At 62.6% G+C, this 25414-nt stretch carries 24 protein-coding genes; 8 read left to right on the forward strand and 16 right to left on the reverse strand.

The window, feature by feature from the left end:
* Window positions 1-114: 114 nt before the first annotated feature.
* Window positions 115-1038, reverse strand: coding sequence for a pseudouridine-5'-phosphate glycosidase (locus tag AT984_RS21535; protein ID WP_058721857.1), 924 nt, complete (start codon window positions 1036-1038; stop codon window positions 115-117).
* Entirely contained in the window at window positions 1035-2120 is a 1086-nt protein-coding gene (locus tag AT984_RS21540) for a carbohydrate kinase family protein (protein ID WP_058721858.1), read from the reverse strand. Before AT984_RS21540 ends, AT984_RS21535 begins: the two co-directional genes overlap by 4 nt.
* Window positions 2121-2298: 178 nt before the next feature.
* Between AT984_RS21540 and AT984_RS21545 the strand changes: the two genes are divergently transcribed.
* Window positions 2299-3084, forward strand: coding sequence for a substrate-binding periplasmic protein (locus tag AT984_RS21545; protein ID WP_058721859.1), 786 nt, complete (start codon window positions 2299-2301; stop codon window positions 3082-3084).
* A 27-nt stretch (window positions 3085-3111) separates the two neighbouring features.
* Here AT984_RS21545 and AT984_RS21550 read toward each other — a convergent pair whose 3' ends face one another.
* From AT984_RS21550 to AT984_RS21610, 13 genes are all read right to left on the reverse strand, one after another.
* Window positions 3112-3750, reverse strand: coding sequence for a DUF2059 domain-containing protein (locus tag AT984_RS21550; RefSeq protein WP_156422170.1), 639 nt, complete (start codon window positions 3748-3750; stop codon window positions 3112-3114).
* Between the two features lie 86 nt (window positions 3751-3836).
* Window positions 3837-5480: an OmpP1/FadL family transporter gene (locus AT984_RS21555; RefSeq protein ID WP_058721860.1), complete on the reverse strand. Its 1644-nt coding sequence runs from the start codon at window positions 5478-5480 to the stop codon at window positions 3837-3839.
* Between the two features lie 7 nt (window positions 5481-5487).
* The gene (locus AT984_RS21560) at window positions 5488-6540 is read right to left on the reverse strand and encodes a transporter (RefSeq protein WP_231741487.1); all 1053 of its coding nucleotides are present in this window, start codon (window positions 6538-6540) and stop codon (window positions 5488-5490) included.
* 14 nt (window positions 6541-6554) lie between these two features.
* Complete coding sequence (locus tag AT984_RS21565) at window positions 6555-7322, reverse strand: C39 family peptidase (RefSeq protein WP_058721861.1); 768 nt, start codon at window positions 7320-7322, stop codon at window positions 6555-6557.
* A gap of 56 nt (window positions 7323-7378) precedes the next feature.
* Window positions 7379-7810 (reverse strand): hypothetical protein, encoded by a 432-nt coding sequence (locus tag AT984_RS21570; RefSeq protein WP_156422171.1) that lies wholly within the window; start codon window positions 7808-7810, stop codon window positions 7379-7381.
* Window positions 7811-7850: 40 nt separating this feature from the next.
* On the reverse strand, window positions 7851-8798 hold the full coding sequence (locus tag AT984_RS21575) for a hypothetical protein (protein ID WP_156422172.1): 948 nt from the start codon (window positions 8796-8798) through the stop codon (window positions 7851-7853).
* 6 nt (window positions 8799-8804) lie between these two features.
* Complete coding sequence (locus tag AT984_RS21580) at window positions 8805-9602, reverse strand: hypothetical protein (protein WP_058721864.1); 798 nt, start codon at window positions 9600-9602, stop codon at window positions 8805-8807.
* Complete coding sequence (locus AT984_RS21585; protein ID WP_058721865.1) at window positions 9590-10126, reverse strand: DUF6160 family protein; 537 nt, start codon at window positions 10124-10126, stop codon at window positions 9590-9592. Before AT984_RS21585 ends, AT984_RS21580 begins: the two co-directional genes overlap by 13 nt.
* A gap of 96 nt (window positions 10127-10222) precedes the next feature.
* Window positions 10223-10855: a DUF6160 family protein gene (locus AT984_RS21590; protein WP_058721866.1), complete on the reverse strand. Its 633-nt coding sequence runs from the start codon at window positions 10853-10855 to the stop codon at window positions 10223-10225.
* A gap of 94 nt (window positions 10856-10949) precedes the next feature.
* The gene (locus tag AT984_RS21595; protein ID WP_058721867.1) at window positions 10950-11585 is read right to left on the reverse strand and encodes a DUF6160 family protein; all 636 of its coding nucleotides are present in this window, start codon (window positions 11583-11585) and stop codon (window positions 10950-10952) included.
* Between the two features lie 465 nt (window positions 11586-12050).
* Window positions 12051-13127 (reverse strand): AraC family transcriptional regulator, encoded by a 1077-nt coding sequence (locus AT984_RS21600; RefSeq protein WP_058721868.1) that lies wholly within the window; start codon window positions 13125-13127, stop codon window positions 12051-12053.
* Between the two features lie 287 nt (window positions 13128-13414).
* Entirely contained in the window at window positions 13415-16198 is a 2784-nt protein-coding gene (locus AT984_RS23335) for a helix-turn-helix transcriptional regulator (protein WP_058721869.1), read from the reverse strand.
* A 101-nt stretch (window positions 16199-16299) separates the two neighbouring features.
* Complete coding sequence (locus tag AT984_RS21610; protein ID WP_058721870.1) at window positions 16300-16686, reverse strand: SirB2 family protein; 387 nt, start codon at window positions 16684-16686, stop codon at window positions 16300-16302.
* A 548-nt stretch (window positions 16687-17234) separates the two neighbouring features.
* Between AT984_RS21610 and napE the strand changes: the two genes are divergently transcribed.
* The 7 genes from napE to gph all read left to right on the forward strand — a co-directional run bounded on the left by napE (window position 17235) and on the right by gph (window position 24179).
* Window positions 17235-17390 (forward strand): periplasmic nitrate reductase, NapE protein, encoded by a 156-nt coding sequence (gene napE / locus AT984_RS21615; protein WP_058722530.1) that lies wholly within the window; start codon window positions 17235-17237, stop codon window positions 17388-17390.
* A 37-nt stretch (window positions 17391-17427) separates the two neighbouring features.
* Window positions 17428-17709, forward strand: a complete 282-nt coding sequence (locus AT984_RS21620) for a chaperone NapD (RefSeq protein WP_058721871.1) — start codon at window positions 17428-17430, stop codon at window positions 17707-17709.
* A complete protein-coding gene (gene napA / locus AT984_RS21625) occupies window positions 17699-20188 on the forward strand; it encodes a periplasmic nitrate reductase subunit alpha (protein WP_058721872.1) in 2490 nt (829 codons plus the stop codon). Before AT984_RS21620 ends, napA begins: the two co-directional genes overlap by 11 nt.
* Window positions 20189-20208: 20 nt before the next feature.
* The gene (locus AT984_RS21630) at window positions 20209-20694 is read left to right on the forward strand and encodes a nitrate reductase cytochrome c-type subunit (RefSeq protein ID WP_082680255.1); all 486 of its coding nucleotides are present in this window, start codon (window positions 20209-20211) and stop codon (window positions 20692-20694) included.
* Window positions 20695-20716: 22 nt separating this feature from the next.
* Window positions 20717-21370, forward strand: coding sequence for a NapC/NirT family cytochrome c (locus AT984_RS21635; RefSeq protein ID WP_058721873.1), 654 nt, complete (start codon window positions 20717-20719; stop codon window positions 21368-21370).
* 790 nt (window positions 21371-22160) lie between these two features.
* Window positions 22161-23372, forward strand: a complete 1212-nt coding sequence (gltS, locus tag AT984_RS21640; RefSeq protein WP_058721874.1) for a sodium/glutamate symporter — start codon at window positions 22161-22163, stop codon at window positions 23370-23372.
* A 147-nt stretch (window positions 23373-23519) separates the two neighbouring features.
* Window positions 23520-24179 carry a phosphoglycolate phosphatase gene (gph, locus tag AT984_RS21645; protein WP_058721875.1) on the forward strand — a complete coding sequence of 220 codons (660 nt, stop codon included), beginning with the start codon at window positions 23520-23522 and terminating at the stop codon, window positions 24177-24179.
* Here the strand turns inward: gph and AT984_RS21650 are convergent.
* Window positions 24151-24759 carry a chalcone isomerase family protein gene (locus tag AT984_RS21650; protein WP_058721876.1) on the reverse strand — a complete coding sequence of 203 codons (609 nt, stop codon included), beginning with the start codon at window positions 24757-24759 and terminating at the stop codon, window positions 24151-24153. The genes gph and AT984_RS21650 overlap by 29 nt on opposite strands.
* Window positions 24760-25414: the final 655 nt, after the last annotated feature.

Here is a 25414-nt window from a genome sequence, read left to right on the forward strand (position 1 = left end):
GTGATTCGCTTGGCCTCGGCGCAGGCTGCGCCGTGTATACAAGGCAAGACCGTGAGCTTACCCGCTCAGCGCCGCCCGCATATTGCTGCCGTGTGAACCGCCCCGCGCGCGTGCTCAGTTTTGCAGCGCTTGTGCGAGCCGTGCGCCGGCCACGGCATTGTGTTTGACCAGGGCGATATTGGTGGCCAGGCTGCGGCCGGCCGTCAGCGCCTTGATGCGCGCCAGCAGGAAGGGCGTGACGGCCTTGCCGCCAATGCCCTGGGCGGCGGCCTCATCCAGCGCCTGCTGCGTGATCGCATCGATCTCGGCGCGTGGCATGGCTTGCGCGACCGGCACCGGGTTGCTGATCACCACGCCACCGCGCAGGCCCAGCGCCCATTTGGTTTGCAAAAAGCGCGCTTGCTCAGTCGCGCTGTCCAGGCGGAAGTCGGCCTTGAAGCCGCTGTCCGGCGTGTAGAAGGCGGCGAAATTGTCCTGGCCGATGCTGAGCACTGGCACGCCGTGGGTTTCCAGATACTCCAGCGTCAGGCCGATGTCGAGAATGCTTTTGGCGCCGGCGCAGACCACGGCCACCGAGGTTTGTGCCAGCTCCTGCAAGTCGGCCGAGATGTCGAAGCTGGTCTCAGCGCCGCGGTGCACGCCGCCGATGCCGCCGGTGACAAAGACGCGAATGCCTGCCAGCTCGGCGCAGATCATGGTGGCCGCCACTGTGGTGGCGCCGATCTTGCCGCTGGACAAGACAAAAGGCAGGTCGCGCCGGCTGACCTTCATGGCCTCGGGCGACTGACCCAGCAGCTCCAGTTCCTCGTCCGCCAGGCCGATGCGGATCTTGCCGCCCAGCACGGCGATGGTGGCGGGCACCGAACCCTCGGCGCGGATCAGGGCCTCCACCTCACGGGCCGTCTGCACGTTCTGCGGGTAGGGCATGCCGTGGGAAATGATGGTGGACTCCAGCGCCACGATGGGCCGGCCGGCGGCGCGAGCCGCGGCCACTTCGGGCGAGAAGGCGAGGAAATTCTGTGCGTTCAGTGTGTTCATGGCAGGAGCAGTTCGGGGCTGAGTTCGGGCGAGACGCTGTGCTCGCTTTGCAATGTGAGGCGGGCCAGGCGCAGGCCCAGCTTGCAGGCGCTGGCCAGATCGTCCGGGTCTTGCAGCAAGGCCGCGCACACGCCGGCGGCAAAAGCATCGCCGGCGCCGCTGACCTCCACCACGCGGGTCGCCGTCGGCTTCAAGGACTTCAATGCCTCGCCGGCATGGCCGAAGTAGAGGCGCTCGCTGCCTTGGGTGACGATCAGGCTGCCCAGGCCACGCGCGGCCAGGGCCTGATGGGCGCGTTGCAAATCGGCCTCGTCGTTCAGGGCCAAGCCGGTGGCGGCGGCCAACTCGTCGTGGTTCAGGATCAAAAGGCTCAAGCCCTGCAGGGCCTGCGGCAGCCGCGCCATCTTGGGCGCCGAGACCGCCACCGCCACCAGCGGCGCCGCAGCCTCGCTGGCTGCTTGTGCCAGCAAAAAGGCCAGGCTCTCTGCCGGCAGGTTCAGGTCCACCAGCGTCAGGCTGGCCTGGGCGCGCTGCGCAGCGCATTGGCGCAGATAGTCGGGCCTCAGGCGTTCGCACAAATCCATTTGCGCCAGGCCCAGGACCAGCTCGCCCTCGGGGCTCAGCACGGCGGTGTAGCTGCCGGTGGGGGCATCGCTGGCGATCAGGCTGGCGCTGCAGTCCACGCCCAAGGCAGCGGCATGGCTGCGCAAAAAGCGCCCGGCGGCGTCATCGCCCAAGGCAGTCAAAAGCTGCACGGGCAAACCCAAGCGAGCTAGGTTTTCGGCCACATTGCGGGCTACGCCGCCTGGGCTTTCGCTCAAGCTTGCCGGGTTGGAGTTGCCCATCTGCAGCGGCTCCAGGCCGCGCAGCTTGCGGTCCACATTGCTGCCGCCGATGCACACCACATGGCGGGCGCCCGGCAGCACATAGGCGCGCCCAAGGATGCGCCGCTCCTTGGTCAGCGCCGCGACATGGCCGGCCACCGCCGAGCGCGACAGGCCCAGCTGCTCGGCCAGGTCTTGCTGGCTGATGAAGGGGTTGTGGGCGATCAGGGTCAGCAGCTGATCTCGTTTGGATTTCATGTCTGCATCATAAAACAAATGTTTTTTCAATAAGACAAATGTCTGAATCTGGGGCTTTGTTATTGCCCTTGTTCGTCGCAGGGTCACTGCAGTTAGACTCAAGTCGCGCAAGGCGAGCTGGTTTGCCTGGCTTGCAACTCCCCGCCCCGCTCACCTTGCCCGCTCCGGAAGGAAATGCATGAACGTCTTCGCGCGCGCGCTGTTTGCTGTGCTTTGTTTCGCCTGCCTGACGCAGGGAAACGCGGCTGCACCGGCGCCTATGCAGCCGCGGCAAGCCATCTTGGAGGTGGTGCGCGGCAACGAAGACTATCCACCGTTTGAAATGATGGTCGACGGCAAGCTCGCCGGCTTGCATGTGGACATGGTGGAGGCTGCAGCTAAAAGCCTGGGGCTGCGGGTGCGCTGGACCAGCCTGCCCTGGAAGCGCGCACTCCTGATGGTGGAAACCGGCCAGGCCGATGCCATCACCTACATCTCGCGCACGCCCGAGCGCGAAGCCTGGGCGGTGTTTTTGGAAGGCAATTTCCTGTCCAGCGCCGATGTCCGCTTCATCGCCCGCAAGGAAGACGCCGCGCGCCTGGTTTTCAATGGCGATCTGCCGGACTTTCTGGCTCAGCACAGCTTGGTGGCGGTGCGTGGTTTTCAGTTCGGCAATGCCGAGATCGACCGCGGCCCCCGCATCGAAGCCAGCAATACGGACGACCTCTTGCGTCGCCTGTTGGCAGGGCATGCCACGGTCGGTGTGGTGGCCTGGGACAACTTCAGGGCCGCCCATCAGGATCGCCCCGAGTTCGCCCGCATCGTAGCGCTGCAGCCGCCGATCATCAGTGCGCGCAACTACATCGCTTTTTCAGCGGCGCGTGGTCATACGCCGCTGGCGCAGCGTTTCTCGGTCGCGCTAAGCCGGCTCAAACAGAGCGCTGAATACGCGCAGCTGCAAAAGCGTTACGCGCAAGCGCCCTAATCGCAGGGCGCCTGCGCCGCTTTCAGCTCAAGGCGCGATGGAAGCTGCGCGCAGCTTCAGGCCCACGGCCTGAGTCATGGTTTGCAGCTTGGGGTTGATGGCGGCGGCGCTTTCGTTGGCCACCTTTTCGCCCAAGGTCTTTTCCATCACCGGCACGAGCTTCTCGAACTTCTTCTTCACCGGCGATTCCAGCAGGGCAATGATCTGGCGCAGCTCGTTGTCGTCAAAGTTTTCCAGCAGCATGGGGCCAACGGTGGGTGTGACCAGCTTTTGCGCATTCGCCTTGGCAATCGGTGTGGCTTCGTCCACATAGGTCTGCACATCGCCGCTGATGTCTTTGAGCGTGCGGTCGCGCTTCTCGGCGCTGACCCGGCCTTGCAGCACCACGCGGGCTTGCTCCATGGCGTTGACCGCCGGGCGCTGCACCATCACCACGGCCACATCTTCCACATGCCACAGGCTCAGCAAACGCTCCACCAGGGCCTGGCGCGCCGGGCTGGCGGCGGGTGCTGAGGCGGCTGCGCTGGGTGTGGCGGGAGCAGCAGCTGCCGTGGTTTTGGCTGCGGGCGTGGCCGCGGTTTGGGCGCTGGCGCCCTGACTCAAAAGCGCCGCCAACAGGCCGGCGGTGAGGGAGCTTGCAAAGGACAGAGATGAGGGCAGCTTCATGGCGAGAGGGAAATAGAGAAGGGGTCGTCGGAAACAAAGAAGGGCCGAGAGACAGAGCCCGTCTTGGGCCCTGTCATGGAATGGCATCAGAAGGGATGGCTGAAAGAGATGCCGCCGTAGCGGATGTAGATGCCGCCATTCACATCCAGGCCGGCATAGGGGTTGTAGATCACATTGCTGAAGTTGGTGCAGTTGAGATTGCAGCTGGTGTTGGCGGGCAGGTTGAAGCGGCCGTGGGCGTAAGCCACGGTGGCGTCGATGCGCAAGCCCTTGTCGCTTTGGTAGCCGACGCCGGCGCTATAGACCTTCAGATCGGGCAGCGGTGCAATCAAGTCCATCGCCGAGCTGGGCACCGAGCTGCGGCGCGGCTCGTAGCCGCCGCGCACATGGAAGTGCTTGCCGACGCTGAGATCCACCCCGTAGCCGAAGTGCAAGGGGCTTTTGTAGCCGCGCGGGATGATCAGCTTGCTGGCGTCGCCCTGGCCGAACAGACGCGCCATCTGCAGCAGGGAGATCTGCTTGTCGAACTGGAAGGTCATCTTGTCCCAGCGCGCCCAGTTGGTCCAGTTGACGTCCACATTGAACTGCAGGAAGGACAGCGGCTTGATCTTGATGCCGGCCTGAATATGCTCAGGGAAGGGCAGCACCAAGGTGGCATTGCCGCTCTGCGACTCGGGGATGCTGCTGGGCATGGCGAAGGTGGCCGCCATGATGGGGCCCAGCAGGCTGGCGTACATGCCGTCCACGAACTTGCGCAGCATCGGGTTGGCGTTGAAGGTGTAGCGCCCGGTCAGCGTGGAGCTGGATCCGAACTGGTACACCGCGCCCGCCGCAAACCACTCCTTGGGCTCCCACAACACGCCCACATTGATGGTGGGATCCATCGGCGCGGTCATGTCGAAGTTCATGCTGCCCACGGAGTTGAAGGGCCGCAGGCGTCCCTCCTTGCCGCCGCCGCACAAGCCGAAGGCCAACACGTCGATGGGGTTGCCGCTGTCACCGCACCAGGCGTCCTGCAGCTTGCCGATGATGCCCAGCAGCTCATTGGGCATGCGCATCTCGGTATTGAGCATGAAGCCCTGGTGGGCGATGGGCACGGAGACGCCCAAGCTCAAGGTATCGGTGAGCTGATAAGCGGCAGTGGGTGAGAGATAGACCAGGCGCTGGATCACCACCTTGCGGCCGTCGAAGCGGCCGGGGTCATTGGGATCTTTGGTGCGGTCGATGCCCACGGCCTGCGGTACATAGGTGGCGGTGCCGAAGGTCCACTTGGACTCGGGCTCGTGAAAGGCCAGGCCTAAGCCCGCCGCAAACGCGGCCGGCAAACTCCAGGTGGGCGAGCCGTAGATGGGCAGATAAATGCTCTGCCGCACCGGCCCGGTCTTGGTGCCGTTGAGCGGGTCTTCCTTCCAGCCGCCGATGTCAAAGCCATCGGGTTGATGGAAGCTGGCATAGGGCTTGATGGAGGCGCCGAACAAGGCGTCCTGGCGCCGATTGGTCTTGATGCGGGCCAGGCCGGCGGGGTTGAAGTGGATGCTGTCCAGGCCCGGCGGGTCGGCCGTGACGGCATTGCCCAAGGCCATGCCCACCACGCTGACGCCCAGGTTTTCGGTCAAGGCGGCGTGGCTGCTCGAGGCCAGGCCTAAGCCCAGGCTTGCGACAGCGCCCAGCGCGCAAAGCCTTGCCGCTGGCGCCCGGCGGCGCCAGTCCTTCTGAAGCTGAGGCAACATGGCAGCCTCAGAGGTTCAGAGGCATATTGAAGCCCAGCGTGAAGCTAGGTGCATCAGGTCCCAGGCCGACGCCGACCGAGACATTCATGGTGGTCTTGGGTGAGGCACGCACGCCCAGGCCGAAGCTCAAGATGCCCGAGGTCTGCGGCGCGGTAGCGCTCATCTTGCCGTCGGCCAGGTAGAGGTGTGAGCGCGCCGACACCGTTTCCTGGAAGGACATGGTGGTCGAGACTTTGTACGACAAGGCGTAGGCGAAGCCCATGCCGAAGCTCAGGCTGGCGCCAGGGCTCATCTTCACCAAAGTGCCGCCGTTGACGGTCTGATCCAAACCGGTGGCGGCCTGGCCCAGGGTGACCGACACCGAGCCGAACACGGCCACCGGGTCCATCACCTTGGAGGCATTGGCGCCGAAGGTGATGCTGTTATAGCCCGAGCCGGTTGCCAGGCCTTGGTTGCTGATGGTCTTGAAGGGGCTGCGGCCGGTGGCCACGCGCAGGGTGCTGGAGGCGGTCAGCGCGGGCAGGTCACGGCTTTGCGCCAGGGGCTGCCAGCGCACACCCATCGAGAGGTCGCCGATGCCGTTGGACAGGCCGGAGAAGCTCTCCGACTGGCTGTACTTACTGACCAGAGGAATGGTGACGTTGCCGGTCAGGTTGTCGAGCAGGCCGTAGTCGGTCGACACCGTGTTGGTGATGGTGTGCGAGCGGGTGTTCTGGATGCTGAACAGCGTCAGCGAGTTATCGGCAAAGCGGGCGTCGATCAGCTGGCTGCCGATGTAGGCGTAGTTGAGGTCATAGGTCAGGGCCAGTGAGCCTTTTTTGATCAAGGAATACTGCTTGTCGGTCGCGGTGAGGGTGGCTTTGAGCAGGGCGGCCTGGTCCACATCGCCATCCTTCTTGGCGAGTGCTTGGCGGGCAGCTTCGGCATCGGCGCTGGCGCTGCTGGTGGATGGGGTGCTGGCGGCAGTGCTGGATTGAGCAAGGGACAGTCCGGTGTGCAGCAGCAGGGCCAAAACGAGGCCGGAGGCGGCGCGAGAGCGGGTCGAGATTGCGGTCATCATGATGAGAAGGATCGTTAGCGTCGGAGATTGAAAGTGCCAAAGTTGGCTTGCACCGCAGCGCGCAGGGCTTCGGTGTTGTCGAGGGGAAGGGAAAGGCGCGCCTGGCTGCGCAGTTGATCGGGGTCGATCACACCCAATTCCTGATCGTTGAGCGCGAGCAGGTTTTTGGCTTGGCCCTGCGTCTTCGAGGGATAGAGCAGGAATAAGGTGTTGCGGTCCCAGAGTTCAGTGAACTCGGCCACCGAGAAGACGATGTGGCCCACCGAGGGGTCGGCCAGGAAGACCTTGCCGTCGCGGATGCCGCGGAAGACCACAAAGTGCTTGAAGCCGGCGTAGTCGATGGGCACGATGCCGGGCACGGTCAGCTCGGCCAGGTCTTTGATCTCGGCCTTGAAGCCGGCGCTGTCCGAGCCCAGGGTGGCCACATAGCGCTTCATGTCCAGCAGCGAGAAGCCGCGGCGCTCGATGATTCGGTCGCGCTCGCCATGGGCCAGCATGCCTTCCATGGCGGCTTGTTCGGTGACCTGGATGCCCAGGTAGTTGTTGATGATGGTCACCAGCGCGGCCGAGCCGCAGCTGTAGTCGTAAGCCTGGTGCACGATGTTCTTGAACTTCAGCTCCGACAGCGGCTCGATCACCACCGAGGCCGGCACCACGCCGCCGCCCACCTGCGCCATCGGCAGTTCGAACTGGCGCTCGGGGCGGTCTTGGGCGGGCTTTTGTGTGTCCAGCGTGGCGCCGCCGATCAGCATGGCCAGGGTGCCCAGCAAAATCATCAACATGGTTGGTCTAGGATGCGTTGGAAGTGAATAGATGGATGAGGAGCGGGCGGGTTGCTTTACTTGGCCCACATCAGCAACTGGCCCTGCATCTGGGCGCTGCCGCTGAGCTGGATCTGGCCCAGGCTGTTGTTGATGGGCGCCAGCGGGTCGCCCTGCACGCCGATGGCGCGGATGCCAAAGTCCTTGAAGCCCAGAAAGCTGGGCATGCCGACCTGGATCACATCGCCCTGGCTGCTGCTGGTGGCCGGCTTCACTTCCAGGCCCAGCAAATCCAGCGTGCCGCTGACCCGGTCCAGCAGCAAATAGCTGGTGTTGCCTTGCACCTTGAAGCCCAGGCTGACGCGGTTATTGCTGCCCGGCTGGGTGTTGAGTTCCAGGTGCGCGTTCATCACGATGCCGTCGCGGCCGCTGACGCGGGCCAGTGCGGCGTCATCCAGCGGCGTGGCGGCTTGGGCGGCCTGGCCCAACAGGCCAAGTAGGGCCAACAAGGGAAGCAAGAAAAGTTGCCGGACAGTCAGCGCACGCATCTCAACGGCCGCCTTTCAGTTTGATGTCGAGGTACTGGATCTGCATGCCGCCGATGCGGCTGCTGCCCAGATCCACATTGCCGCCGATATCGCTTTTGAAGCTGATGTTGTCGATCACCAAACTGCCCACCGGCGCTGGCTGGCCGGCGCTGGGCCAAGCCAGATTCAGATGCAGCACGCCGCCGCTGCCATCGGGCGCGGCCAGGGTGTTGAGCAGCAGGGGCTGTTGATCGAGATCGGCCAGGCGCCAGGGTGCGCCGCTCAAGCCGGTGGCAATGCTGTTGGCCGCGCCCAGATGCAGGCCACGCAGGCTGAACTGCTCCGGCGCGCCGGGCGCGTCCAGCAGCGTGGTGTCGCTGCGGCCGCGCGGGCGCAGGCTCAGGGCGCCGAGGTCCAGCTTGAGGCTGAGGCCAAAAGCGATGCCCTGCACATCGGGGTTGGCATTCGGGGCCAGGTCCAGGCTCAGGCCGCTGCTGCGCAAGTCCTGCAGCAGCAGGGCGCCGGCCTGAAAGTTGCTGCCGGCGGTGTCTTGCAAGCTCAGGTCGGCCGCGAACTGCCAGCGCAGCAGGCCGAGGCTGTTGAGCGGGCCGCTGAGCGTGAGCTTGTCCGGCAGGCCCGCGCCGCGTTGGCTGACGCTCAGCTGGTAGGGGTCGCTGAAGGTGCTGGCAGGATCGTCGCTGCGCGACAGGCTGATATTGCCCAGGGTCAGGCCGCTGGCATCGCTGCTGCTGCCCAGGCGCAGCGTCAAGCTGCCGTCCAGCGAGAAGCCGCGCAAATTGAAGGCAAAGCCATCGCGCGCATGCACGCTGGCCAAATCAGCGTCCGAGATGCTTTGCAGGCCGGCCTGCGCCAAGCCGCCGCACAGCAAGCTCATCGCCGCAGAGGCGACAACAGCGGCCCGGGCTGCCGCTGTGATGAGGATGCTGTGGAGGAGGAAATCGGCGCGCATGACGGCTCACCCTCCCGGTTTGGGCAGGTTGGGCGGCAGGGCCGCGCCGGGGTTCAGGGCCATCAGGCGGTCGCGCCAGTTCAGCCACAGGCCTTGCATGGCCGCGCTGCTGGGCGGCTGACCGGCGGCGCTGGGGTATTGCACCGACTGTTTCAGAATCGAGATGAAAAAGTCGCGGCTGGGTCCGTTGTTGTCACCGGCCTGAATGGCGCTGACGTTGGCCAGATTGAAGGGGCAGGTGTTGCCTGCGCCGCAGTTCGTGCCGTCCCAGCGTTTGCCGCCTTGCGGGTCTTGGTTGGTGTCGAGCGTGCGGCCCAGGGTATCGGTGAAAGCCAGCGAGCCGCTGATGCTTTGCGCGGCCAGGCCGATGTGGCCACTGATGCCTTCAAAGCCCAGGCGCATGCCGATCACTTCGCGGGTGCTGGCATTGCCGGCATTGCGGTAGACCAGCTCCAGATAAGGGTTGCTTAGCGCCACGGTGCGCGCGGCGTCGTCCAGATCACTGCGGCCGAACTGCAGGCGGTTGATGGCGAAATCGGCACCGGCGCCGTTATTGGCGGCGATGCTGTACTCGCCCAGGCGAATATTGCTGAAGTTGGCGTTCAGCTTGATGTCGGCGTTGAGGGTGACGCGCGAGAAGTCGTAGCCGTTGATGCTGGTGTTCGTCACCTCCACCATGGCCTGACCCCAGACACGGGACAGTTCGTAATCGGGCAGCGGCGCACCTTGCGCCCAGGCGACGCTGGCGCTGCTCAGCACCAGCACGGCTGCGAAGAATTGACGCAGCATCTTCAGCGGGCCCATATCCACACCTTGGAGCCTTGCATGTCCAGATTGGTGAGCGAGAAGCTGCCGAAGGACGCACTGCTATTGCCCATGGTCACCGAGCCCACGCTGATGCTGGGGCTCAGGCGGTGGTCGAGCCCGGCGTTGGGGATGGCCAGCTGGATCACATCGCTGCGGTTGTCGTAGAGCCCGCTGCTGATCAAGCGGGCGATGCCGGCCGCGCCGTCGGCGCCGTAGGCCGCCATCGAGTTGCTCATGGCGCTGGTGAAGCTGTTGGCGCTGAGCACATCCACGGTCATCGCGAAGAGACCGGTGACCTTGATGTCGTTGAAGGCGATGGAGCCGCCGTTCGGGTTGTTCGTGCTTTGCGTGCTGTAGACGAAGGAGCCGATGTGGATATTCAGATCCGACGCAATCGTCACGCCGTCGCGGCCATGCACTTCGGCCATTTCTTCGTCCTCCATCCGGGCCATGGCATGCGCGGCACCGACCGAGGCGGCCAGCAACACAGCGATGACAAGGGCGATCAGGATGCGGTTCATGGCGAAAAGGCACACGAAGGAGGCGAAAGGGAAAAAAAGACCCGGGTCCTGGGACCCGGGTCGGTCGATCAGGCGAAGCTCAGATCAAGACTGATCTCAGTGGGCCCAGATCCAGACCTTGGTGCCTTGCAGGTCCATGTTGTTGATGGCCACGCTGCCGAAGGAAGCTGCGCTGTTACCCATCTTGATGGCGCCGACCGAGATGCTGGGCGACAGCTTGCTGTCCAGCTTGGCATTGGGGAAGGCGAACTGCACGACATCGCTGGCGGCGTCGTAGATGGCTCCACCGGTGGCGGCGCCGAAGGCGTCAAAAGTAGGTGCAGTCAGCTTGCCCAGCTGGGTTGCCACGGCAACGCCACCGGCGGTGGGGGTCACAGCCAGGCCACCGGCCAGTGCCTTGCCGACATCAGCGTCAGCTTGGGTCAGGCCCAGGCGGGCGCCGATGGAGTCAGCCACGGTGCCGACGAAGGCGCTCTTGCCCAAGATGTCCACGGTCATGACGAACATGCCGTTGATCTTGATGTTGTTGAAGGACACAGAACCACCGCTTGCGTCGGTGTCGGTGTACTTGAAGGAGCCGATGTTGATGTTCAGGTCACCGGCGATGGACACACCGTCTTGGCCGCTGACTTGCGACAGAGCGCCGTCATCGATGGCGGTCATGGCGGATGCCGACAGAGCAGCAGTGGCGAGCAGGGCGGCGACAGCGGAGAGTTTGAAGAACTTCATGATGATGAATTCCTAGCAATACAAATTTGAATGGGATGTTTTTGATGCCGGCCGATCGCTTGAGCGGCCGGGCATCGCAAGGTCAAAAGTCAGATCAGTGAGCCCAGATCCAGACCTTGGTGCCTTGCAGGTCCATGTTGTTGATGGCCACGCTGCCGAAGGAGTTGGCGCTGTTACCCATCTTGATGGCGCCGACCGAGATGCTGGGCGACAGCTTGCTGTCCAGCTTGGCATTGGGGAAGGCGAATTGCACGACATCGCTGGCGGCGTCGTAGATGGCTCCACCGGTGGCGGCGCCGAAGGCGTCAAAAGTGGCAGCAGTCAGCTTGCCCAGTTGGGTTGCCACAGCAACGCCACCGGCGGTGGGGGTCACAGCCAGGCCACCGGCCAGTGCCTTGCCGACATCAGCGTCAGCTTGGGTCAGGCCCAGACGGGCGCCGATGGAGTCAGCCACGGTGCCGACGAAGGCGCTCTTGCCCAAGATGTCCACGGTCATGACGAACATGCCGTTGATCTTGATGTCGTTGAAGGACACAGAACCACCGCTTGCGTCGGTGTCGGTGTACTTGAAGGAGCCGATGTTGATGTTCAGGTCACCGGCGATGGACACGCCGTCTTGGCCGCTGACTTGCGACAGGGCGCCGTCGTCGATGGCGGTCATGGCGGATGCCGACAGAGCGGCAGAAGCGAGCAGAGCGGCGACAGCGGAAAGCTTGAAGAAGGAAGCCATGTTTGATATCTCCAGATGTGGTTTTAAAAGGGGAGGAACTCTTTTTCTCTACGCGCCTATCGACCGTGAACCTTGGTGCTTTCGTTCACGACCTAACTCTTCATCTGTACCGTCTCCGATCGGATCCGGCTCGGCGCAGAGTTGTCAGCGGCGTGAACGAATGATGCGGATTTGTGCGCAGATTCTTCTGACTTTGCGAGCCAAGCTCTTGGCCTTGCAGGCCCTCCGTTCGGTGGGGAGTGACAACCCCAAGGAAGGTCGACGCGGATTTTTCGGGTATCTCCTGATGCTTGTTTTGATGTCTGAAAGATGCCGCGAAAGCGCTCAGTGAATCGGGTGCAATCGCTGTTGTGGCGTGTGGGAATTCATGCTGAAAACTGCCTTGCAGGCCTGGGGCCGTGCTTGCCTGAAAGCGTTTGAGGGTCAGGTCTTGCCTAGGTGAAGTGCGTGGCAGTCCGCGCGGGCTCAAGCGCCGCAGCGCAGATGGCTGGGCGAGTGGCCGAACCAGCGCTTGCAGGCACGGTAGAAATTGCTGGGGTCGGCAAAACCGAGGGCGAAGCTCATCTCGGTGGCGGAGATGCTGCCCTTGGCCAGAAAGCGCTCGGCCTGCTCGCGGCGGGTTTCGTCGAGCAGCTTGTTGAAGCTGGTACTTTCTTCCAGCAGGCGGCGCTGCAGGGTGCGCTCGCTCATGCACAGCATGGCGGCGATGGTGTCGCGCTTGGGGTCGCCCTTGGGCAGCTGCTGCACCAAGGCCTGGCGCACGCGGCGCTGCACGCTGCCCTCGTGCGAGGCCATTTGCTGTTGGGCCTCGGCCACGCAAAGTGCCGCCACGGCGGGGTTGGCGGTGGGGATGGGGGTGTGCATGTCTTCGCTGTGGAAGACCATGCAAAAGACTTCGGCGCTGAACTGCAAATCGCAGTCGAAGGCCGCTTGCCAGGGCGAGGTGTCGCGCGGGGCCAGAAATGGATATTCCACACAAGCCGGCCGGATGCGCGTGCCGGTCACCCAGGTCAGCGCTTGCAGCAACACATGGGCCATGAAGTCATAGCGCTGCATGGGGGGCTTGTGCAGGCCCTTCAGAAACTCAACGCTGAGCCGGCTGAAGGCGGGGCCATGCTGCAGTTCCAGATTGATGGTGGGCGACAGCAGCACCGAGTAGCGCTGCAGATGGGCCAGGGCCTCACCCAGGCTGCGGGCCGACAAAATCAAATGGGTCAGGCTGCCCATGGCCACCAGTGGGTGCTTGAGTTCACACAGGCCGATGCCGACGTCGCCGCTGCGTGCTGCGGCCAATTCCCAGACCTTGTTGTAGGCGTCGGACAGCACGCGCAGATCGGTCTCGGCGGGGTTGATGCCCAGCTGGCGCAGCAAGTCGTCCAGCCCGAGGCCTCGTGTGGCCAGGCCTTCCGCCATGGCATTGCGCCAGCTCGATTCGAGCGCAGTTTTGCTCAGAATGCGCCCCGCCGGGCCAGCCGGGCTGGCATTGCTCTGGAGTTTGTTTTGCGTAAGGGGTGCGGCGTTGGCTGCGTGGACGCGCGTCATGGACACAGAGGGCAGGGAGGGGAAAGGTGCCCGACTCTAGGTGCCGTGTTGGGGCTTGTCGCCGTCCAAAGGGTGAGGTGCCGCGCGTTTCGGGGGTTAGTCCGAGCTATCCGAAAGGATAGGGTTGGGATGGGTCAGTGCCGCCGCCGCAGCCGCGAGCCAATTGGCCTGCGGGTAAACACCAGCGCGGGTGTTGCCTGGCGGGTCTTTCGTGCCTTGTGGGGGCTTTCGCCGGCAGCCCAGGCGGGCTGCCCTTGTGTGTTTGAGGCGGGTGCTGGCTCGCGCTGTCAGCGCACCCAGCCGCGCTCACGGGCGATGAAAACCGCGTGGGTGCGGTTGCGTGCATCCAGCTTGTGGTTGACGTTGCGCAGATGGAACTTCACCGTGGGTTCGGAGATGTGCAGATTGCTGGCGATCTGCTTGTTCGGCATGCCGGCGGCCAGGCATTGCAGGATTTGCAGCTCTCGGGCCGACAAGCCGCTGGGCGCGCCGGCGGCAAGCGTCGACTCGGCGCCCGCCTCGTCGGCCGCGCCGGAGTCTGCGCTGCTGTCGAGCGAAGCGCCGGCCACTTGCGAGGCGCGCGGAGCCCCTTCGGCGAGGGGCTCACGCGGCGCTGCGGCCTTGACCGGAGTCGCCGCTGGGCTGCCCTGGGCCAGGGCCAAGTCCACCAGGCTGGCCAGCACCTCTTGCTGCGCGAGGCTGCTGCCTGCGTTTTGGGCGTGCAGCTGCTGCAACAGGCGCGGCACCAGCGGGCCTTCTTCCAGGAAACTAGCGCGCAATTGCTGGCCCACATCGCTACGCAGCAATTCGCTCAGCAAGGCCAAGGCCTCGGCTTCGCGCCCCAGCAACTGCAGCGCCTGCACCTGCAAGATGCCCAGCTTGAGCTGGCGGCGCAGGCGCCCCAGCCGGCCGGCTTTTTCGCGCTTGCTGCTGCAGGCTTCCAGCACCTCGACGGCACGGCCTTCACGCAGGCCTTGGCGCAGGCCGGCCAAGGCCTGGTCCTCGACGTCGTTGATGGGCGTCATGCGGTCGGTCGCAAAGTCCCATTTGGCATGCAGGGGCAGGCGGGTGGCGGGTGAGGCTGGGCCGTGATCCAACTGGTGCACCAGCTGATATTGCTGCTCCAGCCGCATGGGGGCCACGATGCGAGCCAGGCCCAGCGAGCGGCCCAGCTCCGCGCCGGCCACGATCAACGCGCCGGCCTCGGCATATTGGCCGCGCCGGCAGAGGCCGCGTGACAGCACGCGGTGGGCGATCACGATGGCGTCCAAAAACACCAGCTCGGCCGACAAGTCCAGGTACTCGCGTGCCAGGCTTTCGGCGCGCTCGAACTCACCCACTTCGTAGAGTGCGCCGGCCAGATAGATGCCGATGTAAGCGCTGCTGACGCTGTGGCGGCCGCCGCTGCGGCACAGCTCGGCAAAGCAAGGCTCCAGCAGCTGAATCACCTGCAAGGGCTGGCCCTGGGCCAGCAGGGTGTAGGTGGCAATGCCGAAGCTGAAGGTGGTGCCGTAGACGCCGCCTAAGCGTTTGAACAGGGTGCGGGCACGGTCAGAATTGCGCAGCGCCGCCTCGAAGCGGTGGGAGCACAGCTCCACATAGGCATTCAAGCAGCAGAACACCGCTTCGCTCAGGCCGCCGACGCTGGTCATGGCGATATTGGCCTGGCTTTGCAGCAGGGTCTCGCCCTCGCTCAGCCGGTCCATCAGGATCAGTGACAAGGGTTCCAGCAGGCGGTACTCGGGCAGATCCTGCACGCGCGGTTCGCTCTTGAGCTGGCGCGCGATCTGGCCGGCCAGTGCGTACTCGTACTGGAAGATGTAGGCCCAGCTCAACACCACCAGCAGTTCCGGGTAATGGGCCAGCACCTCTTGCGGGATGCGGCTCATCCAGGCCCGGCAGGTGCTGATGTGGCCCCGCGCCAGGGCGGACCAGGCGTGGCTGGACAGGATCTCGCAGGCCTGCTCGTGATTGCCGGCCGCAAGTGCATGGTTGATGGCCGAGGCCGAATCGCCCGTTTGCACAAACCAGTTGGCGGCGCGCTGGTGCAAGCCCGGCAGGGCCTCGGGCATGTCCTCGCACAGCTTGCGTTCCAGAAATTCGGCGAACAAGGGGTGGTAGCGGTACTCGTTGCCGGCCGCGCCCATGCGCAGGATGAACAGGCTTTGCTGTTCCAGCTGGCGTAGCAGCTGCGCGGCATCGTTGATCTGCACCACCGCATTGCAAATGCCGGGGTTGAGCTGCTTGATCGGGCTGCTCAGCAGCAGAAAAGTTTTCAGCTCGGCCGGCTGGTCCCAGAACACTTCTTCGTAGAGGTAGCGGCCGATGTCGGCGGTTTGCTCGCAGAAGTTTTCGATGAAGCCGCGCTTGTCGCCGCGCGCTTTCAGTGCCAGGGCCGCCAATTGCAGGCCGGCGGGCCAGCCTTCGGTGGCATGCACCAGGCGGCGCACGCTGGCGGCATCCAACTGCAGCTGATGGCGTTGGTTCAGGAAGATGTCGGCGCGCTCGGCGTCAAAGCTCAGCTCGGTCATGCCGATCTGCAACAAGCGGCCTTGGGCCTTGAGCTTGTAGAGCCGCAGCAAGGGCGTGTTGCGCGCCGTGATGAAGAGCTTGCAATGCGCCGGCATGCGTTCGATCAGGCGCTGGATCAGGTCGATCAAGCGCGCGTCGCGCAAGTGGTCGAAATCATCCAGAAAGATTGCTGTGGGCTTGGCGATCTGCGCCACGGTTTCCAGCACATCCTGGCCCAGCTGCGAGCCGGCGTAGCGCGCGTCCATCAGATTGGGTAGCGGCAGCGCGCTGCCTTGCTCGCTGCTGGCGCTCAGGCCGGACTGCATCAGGGTGCAAAAGCGCTCGACATGGTTGTCTTCGGCGCTGAGCTGTATCCAGGTGGTGGCGTAGCCGCGGGCCCGCAGCTGCTCGAACAAACTCAACATGGCCGTGGTCTTGCCAAAGCCGGCCGGCGCAATCGCCAGCACCAGGCTCACATCGTCACAATCCTCCAGCCAACCGGCCAGATTGGGGTTCTCCACCAAGTGGCGGCTGGGTTGTGGGGCGTCGAGAAGCGGCATGGAGGGCTGGCAGTGACTGAGGCGCTAGGGTACTTGATCGTGAAGCTAGCGCGGGCTAGTGAAAGCCTTGATGTTGTTGCAGCGACATTCTTTTGCCGGCCTTACACGCCGAAAAATCCCAGCGGATGCTTGCTGATCGCCACCGACACCATCCAGGCGACGGTCAGCAAGGCGCCCAGGAAAGCGGCGGCTCGCAAGCCCAGCGGCCGCCCCGGCTTGAGGGCCAAGACGCCCAGGCCAATATAGACCAGTAGGCCGATCAGCTTGGCTGTTAGCCAAGGGGCTTGATCCAGTTGCAGGCGCAGCTGCCAAGCCAGACTCAGGGCCGACAGCAGCAAGACCGTGTCGATGATGTGGGGCCAGGTTTTGGCGGCGCGACTGCTCACCCAGCCCGCACCCAGCAAGCCGCCCAAACCGCGCGCAAAAAAGCCGCTGATGGACAGCGCCACGGCGGTCTGATGGACGGTCTTGAGTGTGCTGTAGTCCATGGCTATCAAGCCGTCCTTTCGCCTGTCGGTGGGCGGCGTGTGCACTGCTGCGGCATTGTGTTCATGAGTGGGCTTTCTGGGTGGCTGGCGCCAGCCATTGGCGGATGAAGTGGGTGGAGTGTGTGGCGCAGCTGCGCGAGTGAGACTGTTAGGGATTGCAGAGTTACATCGCTGAGCTTAAGGTCGCCCGCATTTGTAAAAAAGTGAAGTGCAATGCGATTGCCGAGCGATGCCAAATGCTAACTCGCGCGATCGATTCGAATGATCTGAGCGCTTGGAAATAGAGTCGGCGGCCGAAGTCAAATTCGGGTGTGCCAGCGCGTGCTAGCAAGACCTGACCCTGACCGAGGCCAAGCAATTTGCTATTTGCAGGCGTGTGGGGAGCAGTCGTGCAGGTGTGCACAGGGCATCGGCAGCGATGCATATGTTTGACAGCCAGAAGGGCACGCCGGTATAAACAGGCGCTCTGGGGCGATTCAGTTCAGTCTTGATGCAAGCTGAACAAGGAGACGATCTTGCAAAGTAATGGCAGCGATCCTCGTGATGAGGTGTCAGCAGATGCTCCGTCCACGCGAACTGAAGAGTTGCGCAGCTTTCTTTTCCTGTCGGCAGTGACGGCGCCCATCCTGGCCGCTTTGCTTGTCGCTGGTTTTGGCTTCGCGGTCTGGATTTACCAGATGTTTGCAGGCCCCCCGGGTGCTTGATCGGCATGAGCCACTTACTCGCTTGCCGCCAACGTCCATGAGCGAAGAACTTCACATCACCAGTCTCGTGGTGCATGCCGTGACGAGCTCGGTGGCGGATGTCATCGAAACCATTGCCGCCCTGCCCGATGCACAAGTCCACGGTGTGGACGCGGCCCGTGGCAAATTGGTTGTCACGCTTGAAGCCGCCACGTCCGGGGCCATCCTGGATCAGATCGAATTGATCCGGCAAGCCCGTGGCGTGCTGACCGTCGCCATGGTCTATCAGCACACCGAATCCCTCGAAACCCTGAGTACGGAGATCAACCATGTCGACTAGACGTGACTTTGTCAGGCAAGCCGCCGCAGCAGCGGCCGGTACCGTAGCCGGCATTCCCATCGCAGTGGCGCAGGAGGGCAATGCCTATGCCGAAGCCAATAAGCTGACGTGGTCGAAGGCGCCCTGCCGTTTCTGCGGGACCGGTTGCGGCGTCACCGTGGCGGTCAAGGACAACCGTGTGGTGGCCACCCAAGGCGACCCGCAGGCGGAGGTCAACCGTGGCCTGAACTGTGTCAAGGGCTACTTCTTGTCCAAGATCATGTACGGAGCGGATCGCTTGACGACGCCGCTGCTGCGCATGAAGAACGGCCAGTACGCCAAGGACGGCGAGTTCCAATCCGTCTCCTGGGACAAGGCCTTCGATGTGATGGCCGAGAAATTCAAGGCGGCACTCAAGGCCAAAGGGCCTTCGGCCGTGGGCATGTTCGGCTCCGGCCAGTGGACCGTCTGGGAAGGCTATGCCGCCTCCAAGCTGATGAAGGCCGGCTTCCGGACCAACAATATCGACCCCAATGCGCGGCACTGCATGGCTTCTGCTGTGACCGGATTCATGCGCACTTTCGGCATGGACGAGCCGATGGGTTGTTATGACGATATCGAGGCCGCCACGGTGTTTGTGATGTGGGGCTCCAATATGGCCGAGATGCACCCCGTGCTGTGGACGCGCGTCACTGACCGCCGCCTCAGCGGCCCCAATGTCAAAGTGGCGGTGCTGTCCACCTTCGAGCATCGCTCCTACGAGTTGGCCGATCTGGAATTGACCTTCACGCCGCAGACCGATTTGGCGATCTTGAACTACATCGCCAACCACATCATCACCACCGGCCGGGTCAATAAGGATTTCGTCAACAAGCACACCAACTTCAAACTGGGCAATCCCGATATCGGCTACGGTTTGCGCCCCGAGCATCCGCTGCAAAAAGCGGCGAAGAACGCGGGCGACCCCAATGGCGCCAAGCCGATCAGCTTCGAGGAATACGCCAAGTTCGTCTCCACCTACGACCTGGAATACACGGCCAAGCTCTCGGGCGTGCCCAAGAGTCGCTTGCTGGCGCTGGCCGAGTTGTACGCCGACCCCAAGACCAAGGTGATGTCCTTCTGGACCATGGGCTTCAACCAGCACACGCGCGGCACCTGGGCCAACAACCTCGTTTACAACATTCACCTGCTGACCGGAAAGATCGCGACGCCGGGGAATAGCCCCTTCTCGCTAACCGGCCAGCCTTCGGCCTGCGGCACTGCGCGCGAGGTGGGTACCTTCTCGCACCGCTTGCCGGCGGATATGGTGGTGACCAACCCCAAGCATCGCGCCCACACCGAAGAAATCTGGAAGGTGCCGGCCGGCACGATTCCCGACAAGCCGGGCTTCCACGCGGTGCTGCAAAACCGCATGCTCAAGGACGGCAAGCTCAATGCCTATTGGGTGATGGTCAACAACAATATGCAGGCCGCCGCCAATATGGGCAACGAGGGCTATCCGGGTTATCGCAATCCGGACAACTTCATCGTTGTCTCCGATGCCTATCCCACCGTCACCGCCGTGGCGGCTGACTTGATCCTGCCCACCGCCATGTGGGTGGAAAAAGAGGGCGCGTATGGCAATGCCGAACGCCGCACGCATTTCTGGCACCAGTTGGTGACTGCACCGGGCGAGGCCCGTTCCGATCTGTGGCAGCTGATGGAGTTCTCCAAGCGCTTCAAGATCGAAGAGGTGTGGCCGGAGGAGTTGATTGCCAAGCAGCCGGAGGTACGCGGCAAGACGCTGTTTGATGTGCTCTACCGCAATGGCAATGTGGACAAGTTCCCGCTCTCCCAAACCAGCCCGGATTATGAGAACGCCGAATCCAAAGCTTTCGGCTTCTATGCGCAAAAAGGCCTGTTCGAGGAGTACGCGACCTTTGGCCGTGGGCATGGGCATGACCTGGCACCCTTCGATGATTACCACGCCGTTCGTGGCCTGCGTTGGCCGGTGGTGAACGGCAAGGAAACCCTGTGGCGCTACCGCGAGGGCACCGACCCCTATGTCAAGGCCGGCACCGGCTTCCAGTTCTATGGCCACCCGGACGGCAAGGCGGTGGTGTTTGCACTGCCTTATGAGCCACCGGCCGAGTCGCCGGACAAGGAATTCCCCTTCTGGTTGTCCACCGGCCGTGTGTTGGAGCATTGGCACTCGGGCTCGATGACACGCCGGGTTCCTGAGTTGCATCGGGCCATGCCCAATGCGCTTTGCTATATGCACCCGGACGATGCCAAAGCCCTGGGCGTGCGCCGGGGTAGCGAGGTGGAGGTGTCATCGCGGCGCGGAAAAATGCGCACCCGTGTGGAAACACGCGGCCGCAACAAGCCGCCGCGTGGACTCGTCTTCGTGCCTTGGTTCGATGCCAGCCAACTCATCAACAAGCTCACTTTGGATGCCACGGACCCGATCTCGTTGCAGACCGACTTCAAGAAGTGCGCCGTCAAGATCACCAAGGTCTGAGCGAACAAGGAGTAGTGATCATGAACCGCATCCTTCGACACCTCGCCTTGCTGTTGTGCTGGGTCGCCGCCTGCACGGTGGCGCATGCCCAGCAGGGCCAAGCCTTCATTGACCAGGCCCGTGGCTCCACGCCACTCATGGAGACCACCAAGCCGCCCTTGCTGGGCAATGCGGTCAATGATGACCAGCGCCGCACCCGCAACTACGCCATGCAGCCGCCCATCATTCCGCATCGGGTTGATGGCTATCAGGTGGACAAGAACTTCAACAAGTGCCTGGACTGCCACGCCCGGGCGAAGACCTCGGCCTCCCAGGCCGTGCCGGTCAGCGTCACCCACTATATGGACCGTGATGGCCACATCCTGGGCCAGGTGTCCACGCGCCGCTATTTTTGCCAGCAGTGCCATGTATCACAGGATGTGGCACGTCCGATCGTGCCCAATACCTTTGAGGATGTGGACACAGTGATCCAGCGCAGCCTGCAGGGCAAGGCGCCCAAGAAGTGAACGGATCGAGGAGCCCCCTGCCATGTTGAAACTTCTCAAGCGCTATTGGACGGTGATCTGTAGGCCCAGCGTCTACTTCAGCCTGGGTTTTTTGACCATCGGCGGCTTCATTGGCGGGGTGATTTTCTGGGGTGCGTTCAACACCGCCTTGGAGTTCGCCAACACAGAAAAGTTCTGCACCAGTTGCCACGAGATGCGCGAGAACGTCTATGCGGAGCTGAAGAGCACCATCCACTACACCAATCGCTCCGGCGTCCGTGCGATGTGTTCGGACTGCCATGTGCCGCATGGCTGGACCGACAAGATTGCCCGCAAGATGAAAGCTTCCAAGGAAGTGTGGGGCAAGGTTTTCGGCACCATCGACACGCCTGAAAAGTTTCATGACAAGCGCCTGGAACTCGCCCGCCATGAATGGGAGCGCTTCAAGGCCAACGATTCGCTGGAGTGCCGCAACTGCCATAACTACGACTCCATGGACTTCACGCGCCAAAGCGTGCGCGCCCAGACCATGCACTCCACCTATCTGGCCAGCAAGGAAAAGACTTGCATCGACTGCCACAAAGGCATCGCCCACCGCCTGCCGCACATCCCGCCTGGCGAAACCGCTTTGGACAGTCCTGGCCAAGCCGTGCCCCGTGGTGACGAGGGCGCCCGGGTCGACCCAGCCAAGCCCTGACGCTGGCGCATGAATGGGCTGCGCGGGCTGTGTAAACGCTGCCCGCCTTGCTTGGTGCTGAGATTGGGGCTTTGAGTCTCCGCCGGACAAATGCTTTCTTGTGACCCATCACGAGTTGGTGCGATGCGGGATGTTTGCCAGCGCAGCTTCTGCTGGATACGGCGCCAAGAAGGCAATCTCTGGCGAATTTTCCAGCCAGTTTTGGCGAGGCCTACCTCGTCGAGTTGCCTGTCAGTCTCAACTAATTGCCAGCTGGCGCGCCGGCTGGCTGTTGGGCTGAGCAGTTGACCCATGCCAATCTAGTCTGCCTCAGCTGCATGTGGATTGGCTTGGGCTTGGCGATGTGTCGCCATAGAAGCAACTCAATCCCAGCGGACGCCAAGCTCGCGATTCTTGACTTGGGGTGGGTTCAATTTTCAATAACTATCGCTACAAATTTGCCACATCTTGGCGCTGCAATCGAGGCAAACTGACGTCGGCAAATCACTACGCCGCGGACTGCTGAAGCCTAAGTTCCCCCGGTGAGCCCTTACGCAGATGGCAACAAGCGCCGCGACGAAATTCATTGCGATGCCATTGAGGCTCGCGAGTTGGGCCTGATTCCCTGTGGCGCTGGATTTGGCGCGCCACCACCTATTGCCCAGTATTCCGGGCATCAACTAGCCAGTGCACCGTCACGGGGCAAACCTTGGCACTGAGTTGCTCCATGACTTGCTGAAAAGCATCAGCAAGCGATTGACACGCGAATCGCAAAACCGAGCAAGACCGAAGTCGTTCAACCGGAGAGTTCATGAGTACGAATCTTGTCACTATCGGCAGTTATGGCACTTTGGTCGCTGCCTCACTGGTTTTGCTGTTCGGCCGCTTTCTGGTTGAGAAAACCGCACTCCTCAAGGCCTTCACCATTCCCGAGCCGGTTGCTGGTGGTTTGGTCGTCGCTTTGCTGATGCTGATGGTTCAGCAAATCACGGGAGTCAGTGTCAAGTTTGATACCACCATACATACGCCGCTGATGTTGGCCTTCTTCGCCACCATTGGCTTGTCCGCCGATTTGTCCAGCTTGCGAGCCGGCGGTAGCGTCATCATGAAGTTCCTCTTGGTGGTGTTGGGTCTATTGCTGATGCAAAACATGATCGGCATCAGCTTGGCCAAGGTGCTGGGGCTGGATGGTCATCTTGGTCTTTTGGCAGGCTCGATTTCTCTCTCGGGTGGCCACGGCACGGGCGCGGCTTGGAGCAAGGTATTCAGCGAGCAGTTTGGAATTGCCGGCGCCACCGAGTTGGCCATGGCGTGCGCCACTTTCGGCCTGGTGCTGGGCGGTTTGATTGGCGGCCCGGTCGCCAAGATTTTGCTCAAAAAGGTGACACCGCCCGGTGCGCAACACAATCAGGATCGCGACCCCGGCATGTTTGAGGAACCGCAGGCGACGCGCCTGATTACGGTGAACTCGTTCATTGAATCCCTGGCGCTGATCGTTCTGAGTATGGCCGGTGGCAATATCCTTGCCGAAGCCTTGCAGGGCACCCCGTTTGAGTTGCCCACCTTTGTTTGTGTTCTGTTCAATGGCGTCTTGCTGCGAAACATCTTGTCCGGCCTGGGTTGGTACGAAGTGTTTGACCGTGAAATTTCGGTCTTGGGCAATGTGAGCCTGGCGCTATTTTTGGCGATGGCCTTGATGAGTTTGCGCCTGTGGGAATTGGCCAATTTGGCCCTGCCCATGCTGCTGATTCTTTTGGTGCAAGCAGGCGCCATGGCGGCCTATGCCATCTTCGTGACTTTCCGCGTGATGGGTAAGAACTACGATGCCGTCGTTCTGGCCGCTGGCCACTGCGGCTTTGGCCTAGGCGCCACGCCCACTGCGATTGCCAATATGCAGGCGGTCACCCATCGCTTTGGCCCGTCCCATCTGGCTTTCATCGTCGTGCCGATGGTTGGCGCATTCTTCATCGATATTGCCAATGCCATCGTCATCAAGCTGTTCATGGCACTGCCTATCTTCTGAGCGGAAGGGGCTGGTTTTTGAGCCAGGTGCGGGTGTTGCAGCCATGCAGGCGGCGATCGGCGTGATGGACGCTTTGTCGGCCCTGCGATCCCAGCAGCTACGATCCGGGCTCAGCAGTTTTTGAATGCCATTGAGTCATCCCAACCTATGCCCACCGCTCTCATCTTCGACCTTGACGGAACTTTGATCGACACCCTGGGCGATTTTTGCGTCGTGCTGAATCGGGTCTTGGCCGAGTTGGCCTTGCCGGCCGTGACGCGCGACTTTGTCGAGCTGACGGTCGGGCAGGGCAGCGAGCACTTGATTCGCAGTACCTTGGCGCATGTGGGTGGTGATGCCGATTTGTATGAGCGCGCCTGGGCCGCCTACCAGGCGCATTACGCCGCCATCAACGGCGAGTTCTCGGCCATCTTTCCCGGTGTCCTGGAAGGTTTGGAACAGGCCAAGCAATTGGGCTTGCCCTTGGCCTGTGTCACCAACAAGCCGGCGGCGTTTGCCAAGGACTTGCTGCGCCGCAAGGGGCTTGCGGGCTACTTCAATGAAGTCTTCGGCGGCGACAGTTTCGCGCGCAAAAAGCCCGATCCCATGCCACTGCTGAAGACCTGTGAGGCCTTAGGGACCTTGCCTGGCGGCACCTGGATGATTGGCGATTCCAGCAATGATGCCAAGGCGGCTGCAGCTGCGGGCTGCCCCGTGGTGTTAGTCAGTTATGGCTATAACCACGGCGAGCCCATCCGCGCGGTGCCGGCCCTGCAGCATGTGGACCGGCTGGATCAAATCAGTTACGGCCTCGCGCCTCGCGTTTGACGCCCATCAGCGCTTCTTTGAGCGCCTGATCGGCAGGCGATTTACCCAGCCAGATGCGCAAGAAGGCTGAATAGAACTCGGGCTCGCGGATCGGCGCGCCCTGCACCTTGCCATTGAGTTGAATCACCGAGCCGGTGCCGGGGATGTAGTCAACCGAGAAATGTTCGCCCACTGCCAGGCCCTTGCGGCTGGAGAAAATTTCGCCCACGCGCAGCACGCCGTTGATGGCCTTGCCGAACTCTTCGCGGGTGGCGTTTTGCTCCATGCCCTTGGTGAACAGGCGGCCCAGCTCGGCGGCATCCACCTCGCGCAACATGGTCAGGTGCAGGCGCTTGGGAACATTGCTGTTGAGCGCCGTATCGATGTCATCGGTCTTCTTGCCGAGGTAGAGCCCTGCGGTATAGACCTTGAAGACGGCCTTGTAGCGCACGCCCGCGCCATTGAGTTCGATCATATTGCCGTTGACGTTGACGGGGCTTTCGTACTTCACCCCGGCCACTTCGACCGTCTCGGCATGTAGCGCCGGGCTGGCCAAAGGAAGCAACAGGCCCAAGGCTGCGGCGATCAAAAAAACACGCATGCTGTATCTCCTAGTCTAGTTATGGCTGTGGTCTGGGTGATGTGGCGCACAGCTTGGGCTTCTTTGCTTGCCCAGCTGCGGAGTATCTGCCAGCGATGTGCCTCGTTCCTCATCAGGAACTGCGATTGGGCGACACGCGGCGTTACATATTTCACCAATCGCGGCGCCTCTTGTTCGGGAAATCTGCTCTGGCAAGCCCGAGCGACTTGCTCGCAATCTTGGCGCCGCAGATGTTGCAATGCATTGATTCTTGCCTTTGGTCTTGCTGATGGCGGCTGGCGCGCCAGTGGCTTGGCTGAGATTAGTTTCGCATGCACTCTTGCCGCGCAAGCAGGCGAAATGGCGGCCTTGGCGGCGGCATTTTGGCTGTCATTTGCGCCGCACGAGGCGCTGCTACACTGGGCTTATGTTCATCACGCGCAAGCACATCAAAGGGTCGCATGACCGGGGAGCCTGGCCCTGGCGTCGTCACTCGCACGTCTTCAATCGCTGAAGCCGCTTGATGCTGCATGACCGGTTGCCTCTCACTCCGATGAGTGAAGCGGCCGGCGCGAAACCTGACCTGAGCCCATGTTGGCGAACCGGTCGGTCGCGTGAAAAATTCGCTGTCAGCCAAGCGCCCTGAATCCAGCGGCGCGCCCCAACACCTGCATGG

Origin of the sequence: Paucibacter sp. KCTC 42545 (assembly GCF_001477625.1) — a bacterium.
Taxonomy (GTDB): Bacteria; Pseudomonadota; Gammaproteobacteria; order Burkholderiales; family Burkholderiaceae_C; genus Paucibacter_A.

Coding starts and splice junctions, on each gene's coding strand:
- AT984_RS21560 (WP_231741487.1), bottom strand. CDS start 6,540: ATGATGACCGCAATCTCGACCCGCTCTCGCGCCGCCTCCGGCCTCGTT.
- AT984_RS21535 (WP_058721857.1), bottom strand. CDS start 1,038: ATGAACACACTGAACGCACAGAATTTCCTCGCCTTCTCGCCCGAAGTG.
- AT984_RS21595 (WP_058721867.1), bottom strand. CDS start 11,585: ATGGCTTCCTTCTTCAAGCTTTCCGCTGTCGCCGCTCTGCTCGCTTCT.
- AT984_RS21650 (WP_058721876.1), bottom strand. CDS start 24,759: ATGCGTGTTTTTTTGATCGCCGCAGCCTTGGGCCTGTTGCTTCCTTTG.
- AT984_RS21610 (WP_058721870.1), bottom strand. CDS start 16,686: ATGGACTACAGCACACTCAAGACCGTCCATCAGACCGCCGTGGCGCTG.
- AT984_RS21620 (WP_058721871.1), top strand. CDS start 17,428: ATGAGCGAAGAACTTCACATCACCAGTCTCGTGGTGCATGCCGTGACG.
- AT984_RS21565 (WP_058721861.1), bottom strand. CDS start 7,322: ATGTTGATGATTTTGCTGGGCACCCTGGCCATGCTGATCGGCGGCGCC.
- AT984_RS23335 (WP_058721869.1), bottom strand. CDS start 16,198: ATGCCGCTTCTCGACGCCCCACAACCCAGCCGCCACTTGGTGGAGAAC.
- AT984_RS21630 (WP_082680255.1), top strand. CDS start 20,209: ATGAACCGCATCCTTCGACACCTCGCCTTGCTGTTGTGCTGGGTCGCC.
- AT984_RS21600 (WP_058721868.1), bottom strand. CDS start 13,127: ATGACGCGCGTCCACGCAGCCAACGCCGCACCCCTTACGCAAAACAAA.
- AT984_RS21580 (WP_058721864.1), bottom strand. CDS start 9,602: ATGGGCCCGCTGAAGATGCTGCGTCAATTCTTCGCAGCCGTGCTGGTG.
- AT984_RS21550 (WP_156422170.1), bottom strand. CDS start 3,750: ATGAAGCTGCCCTCATCTCTGTCCTTTGCAAGCTCCCTCACCGCCGGC.
- napA (WP_058721872.1), top strand. CDS start 17,699: ATGTCGACTAGACGTGACTTTGTCAGGCAAGCCGCCGCAGCAGCGGCC.
- AT984_RS21575 (WP_156422172.1), bottom strand. CDS start 8,798: ATGCGCGCCGATTTCCTCCTCCACAGCATCCTCATCACAGCGGCAGCC.
- AT984_RS21585 (WP_058721865.1), bottom strand. CDS start 10,126: ATGAACCGCATCCTGATCGCCCTTGTCATCGCTGTGTTGCTGGCCGCC.
- AT984_RS21545 (WP_058721859.1), top strand. CDS start 2,299: ATGAACGTCTTCGCGCGCGCGCTGTTTGCTGTGCTTTGTTTCGCCTGC.
- AT984_RS21540 (WP_058721858.1), bottom strand. CDS start 2,120: ATGAAATCCAAACGAGATCAGCTGCTGACCCTGATCGCCCACAACCCC.
- gph (WP_058721875.1), top strand. CDS start 23,520: ATGCCCACCGCTCTCATCTTCGACCTTGACGGAACTTTGATCGACACC.
- gltS (WP_058721874.1), top strand. CDS start 22,161: ATGAGTACGAATCTTGTCACTATCGGCAGTTATGGCACTTTGGTCGCT.
- AT984_RS21635 (WP_058721873.1), top strand. CDS start 20,717: ATGTTGAAACTTCTCAAGCGCTATTGGACGGTGATCTGTAGGCCCAGC.
- AT984_RS21555 (WP_058721860.1), bottom strand. CDS start 5,480: ATGTTGCCTCAGCTTCAGAAGGACTGGCGCCGCCGGGCGCCAGCGGCA.
- AT984_RS21590 (WP_058721866.1), bottom strand. CDS start 10,855: ATGAAGTTCTTCAAACTCTCCGCTGTCGCCGCCCTGCTCGCCACTGCT.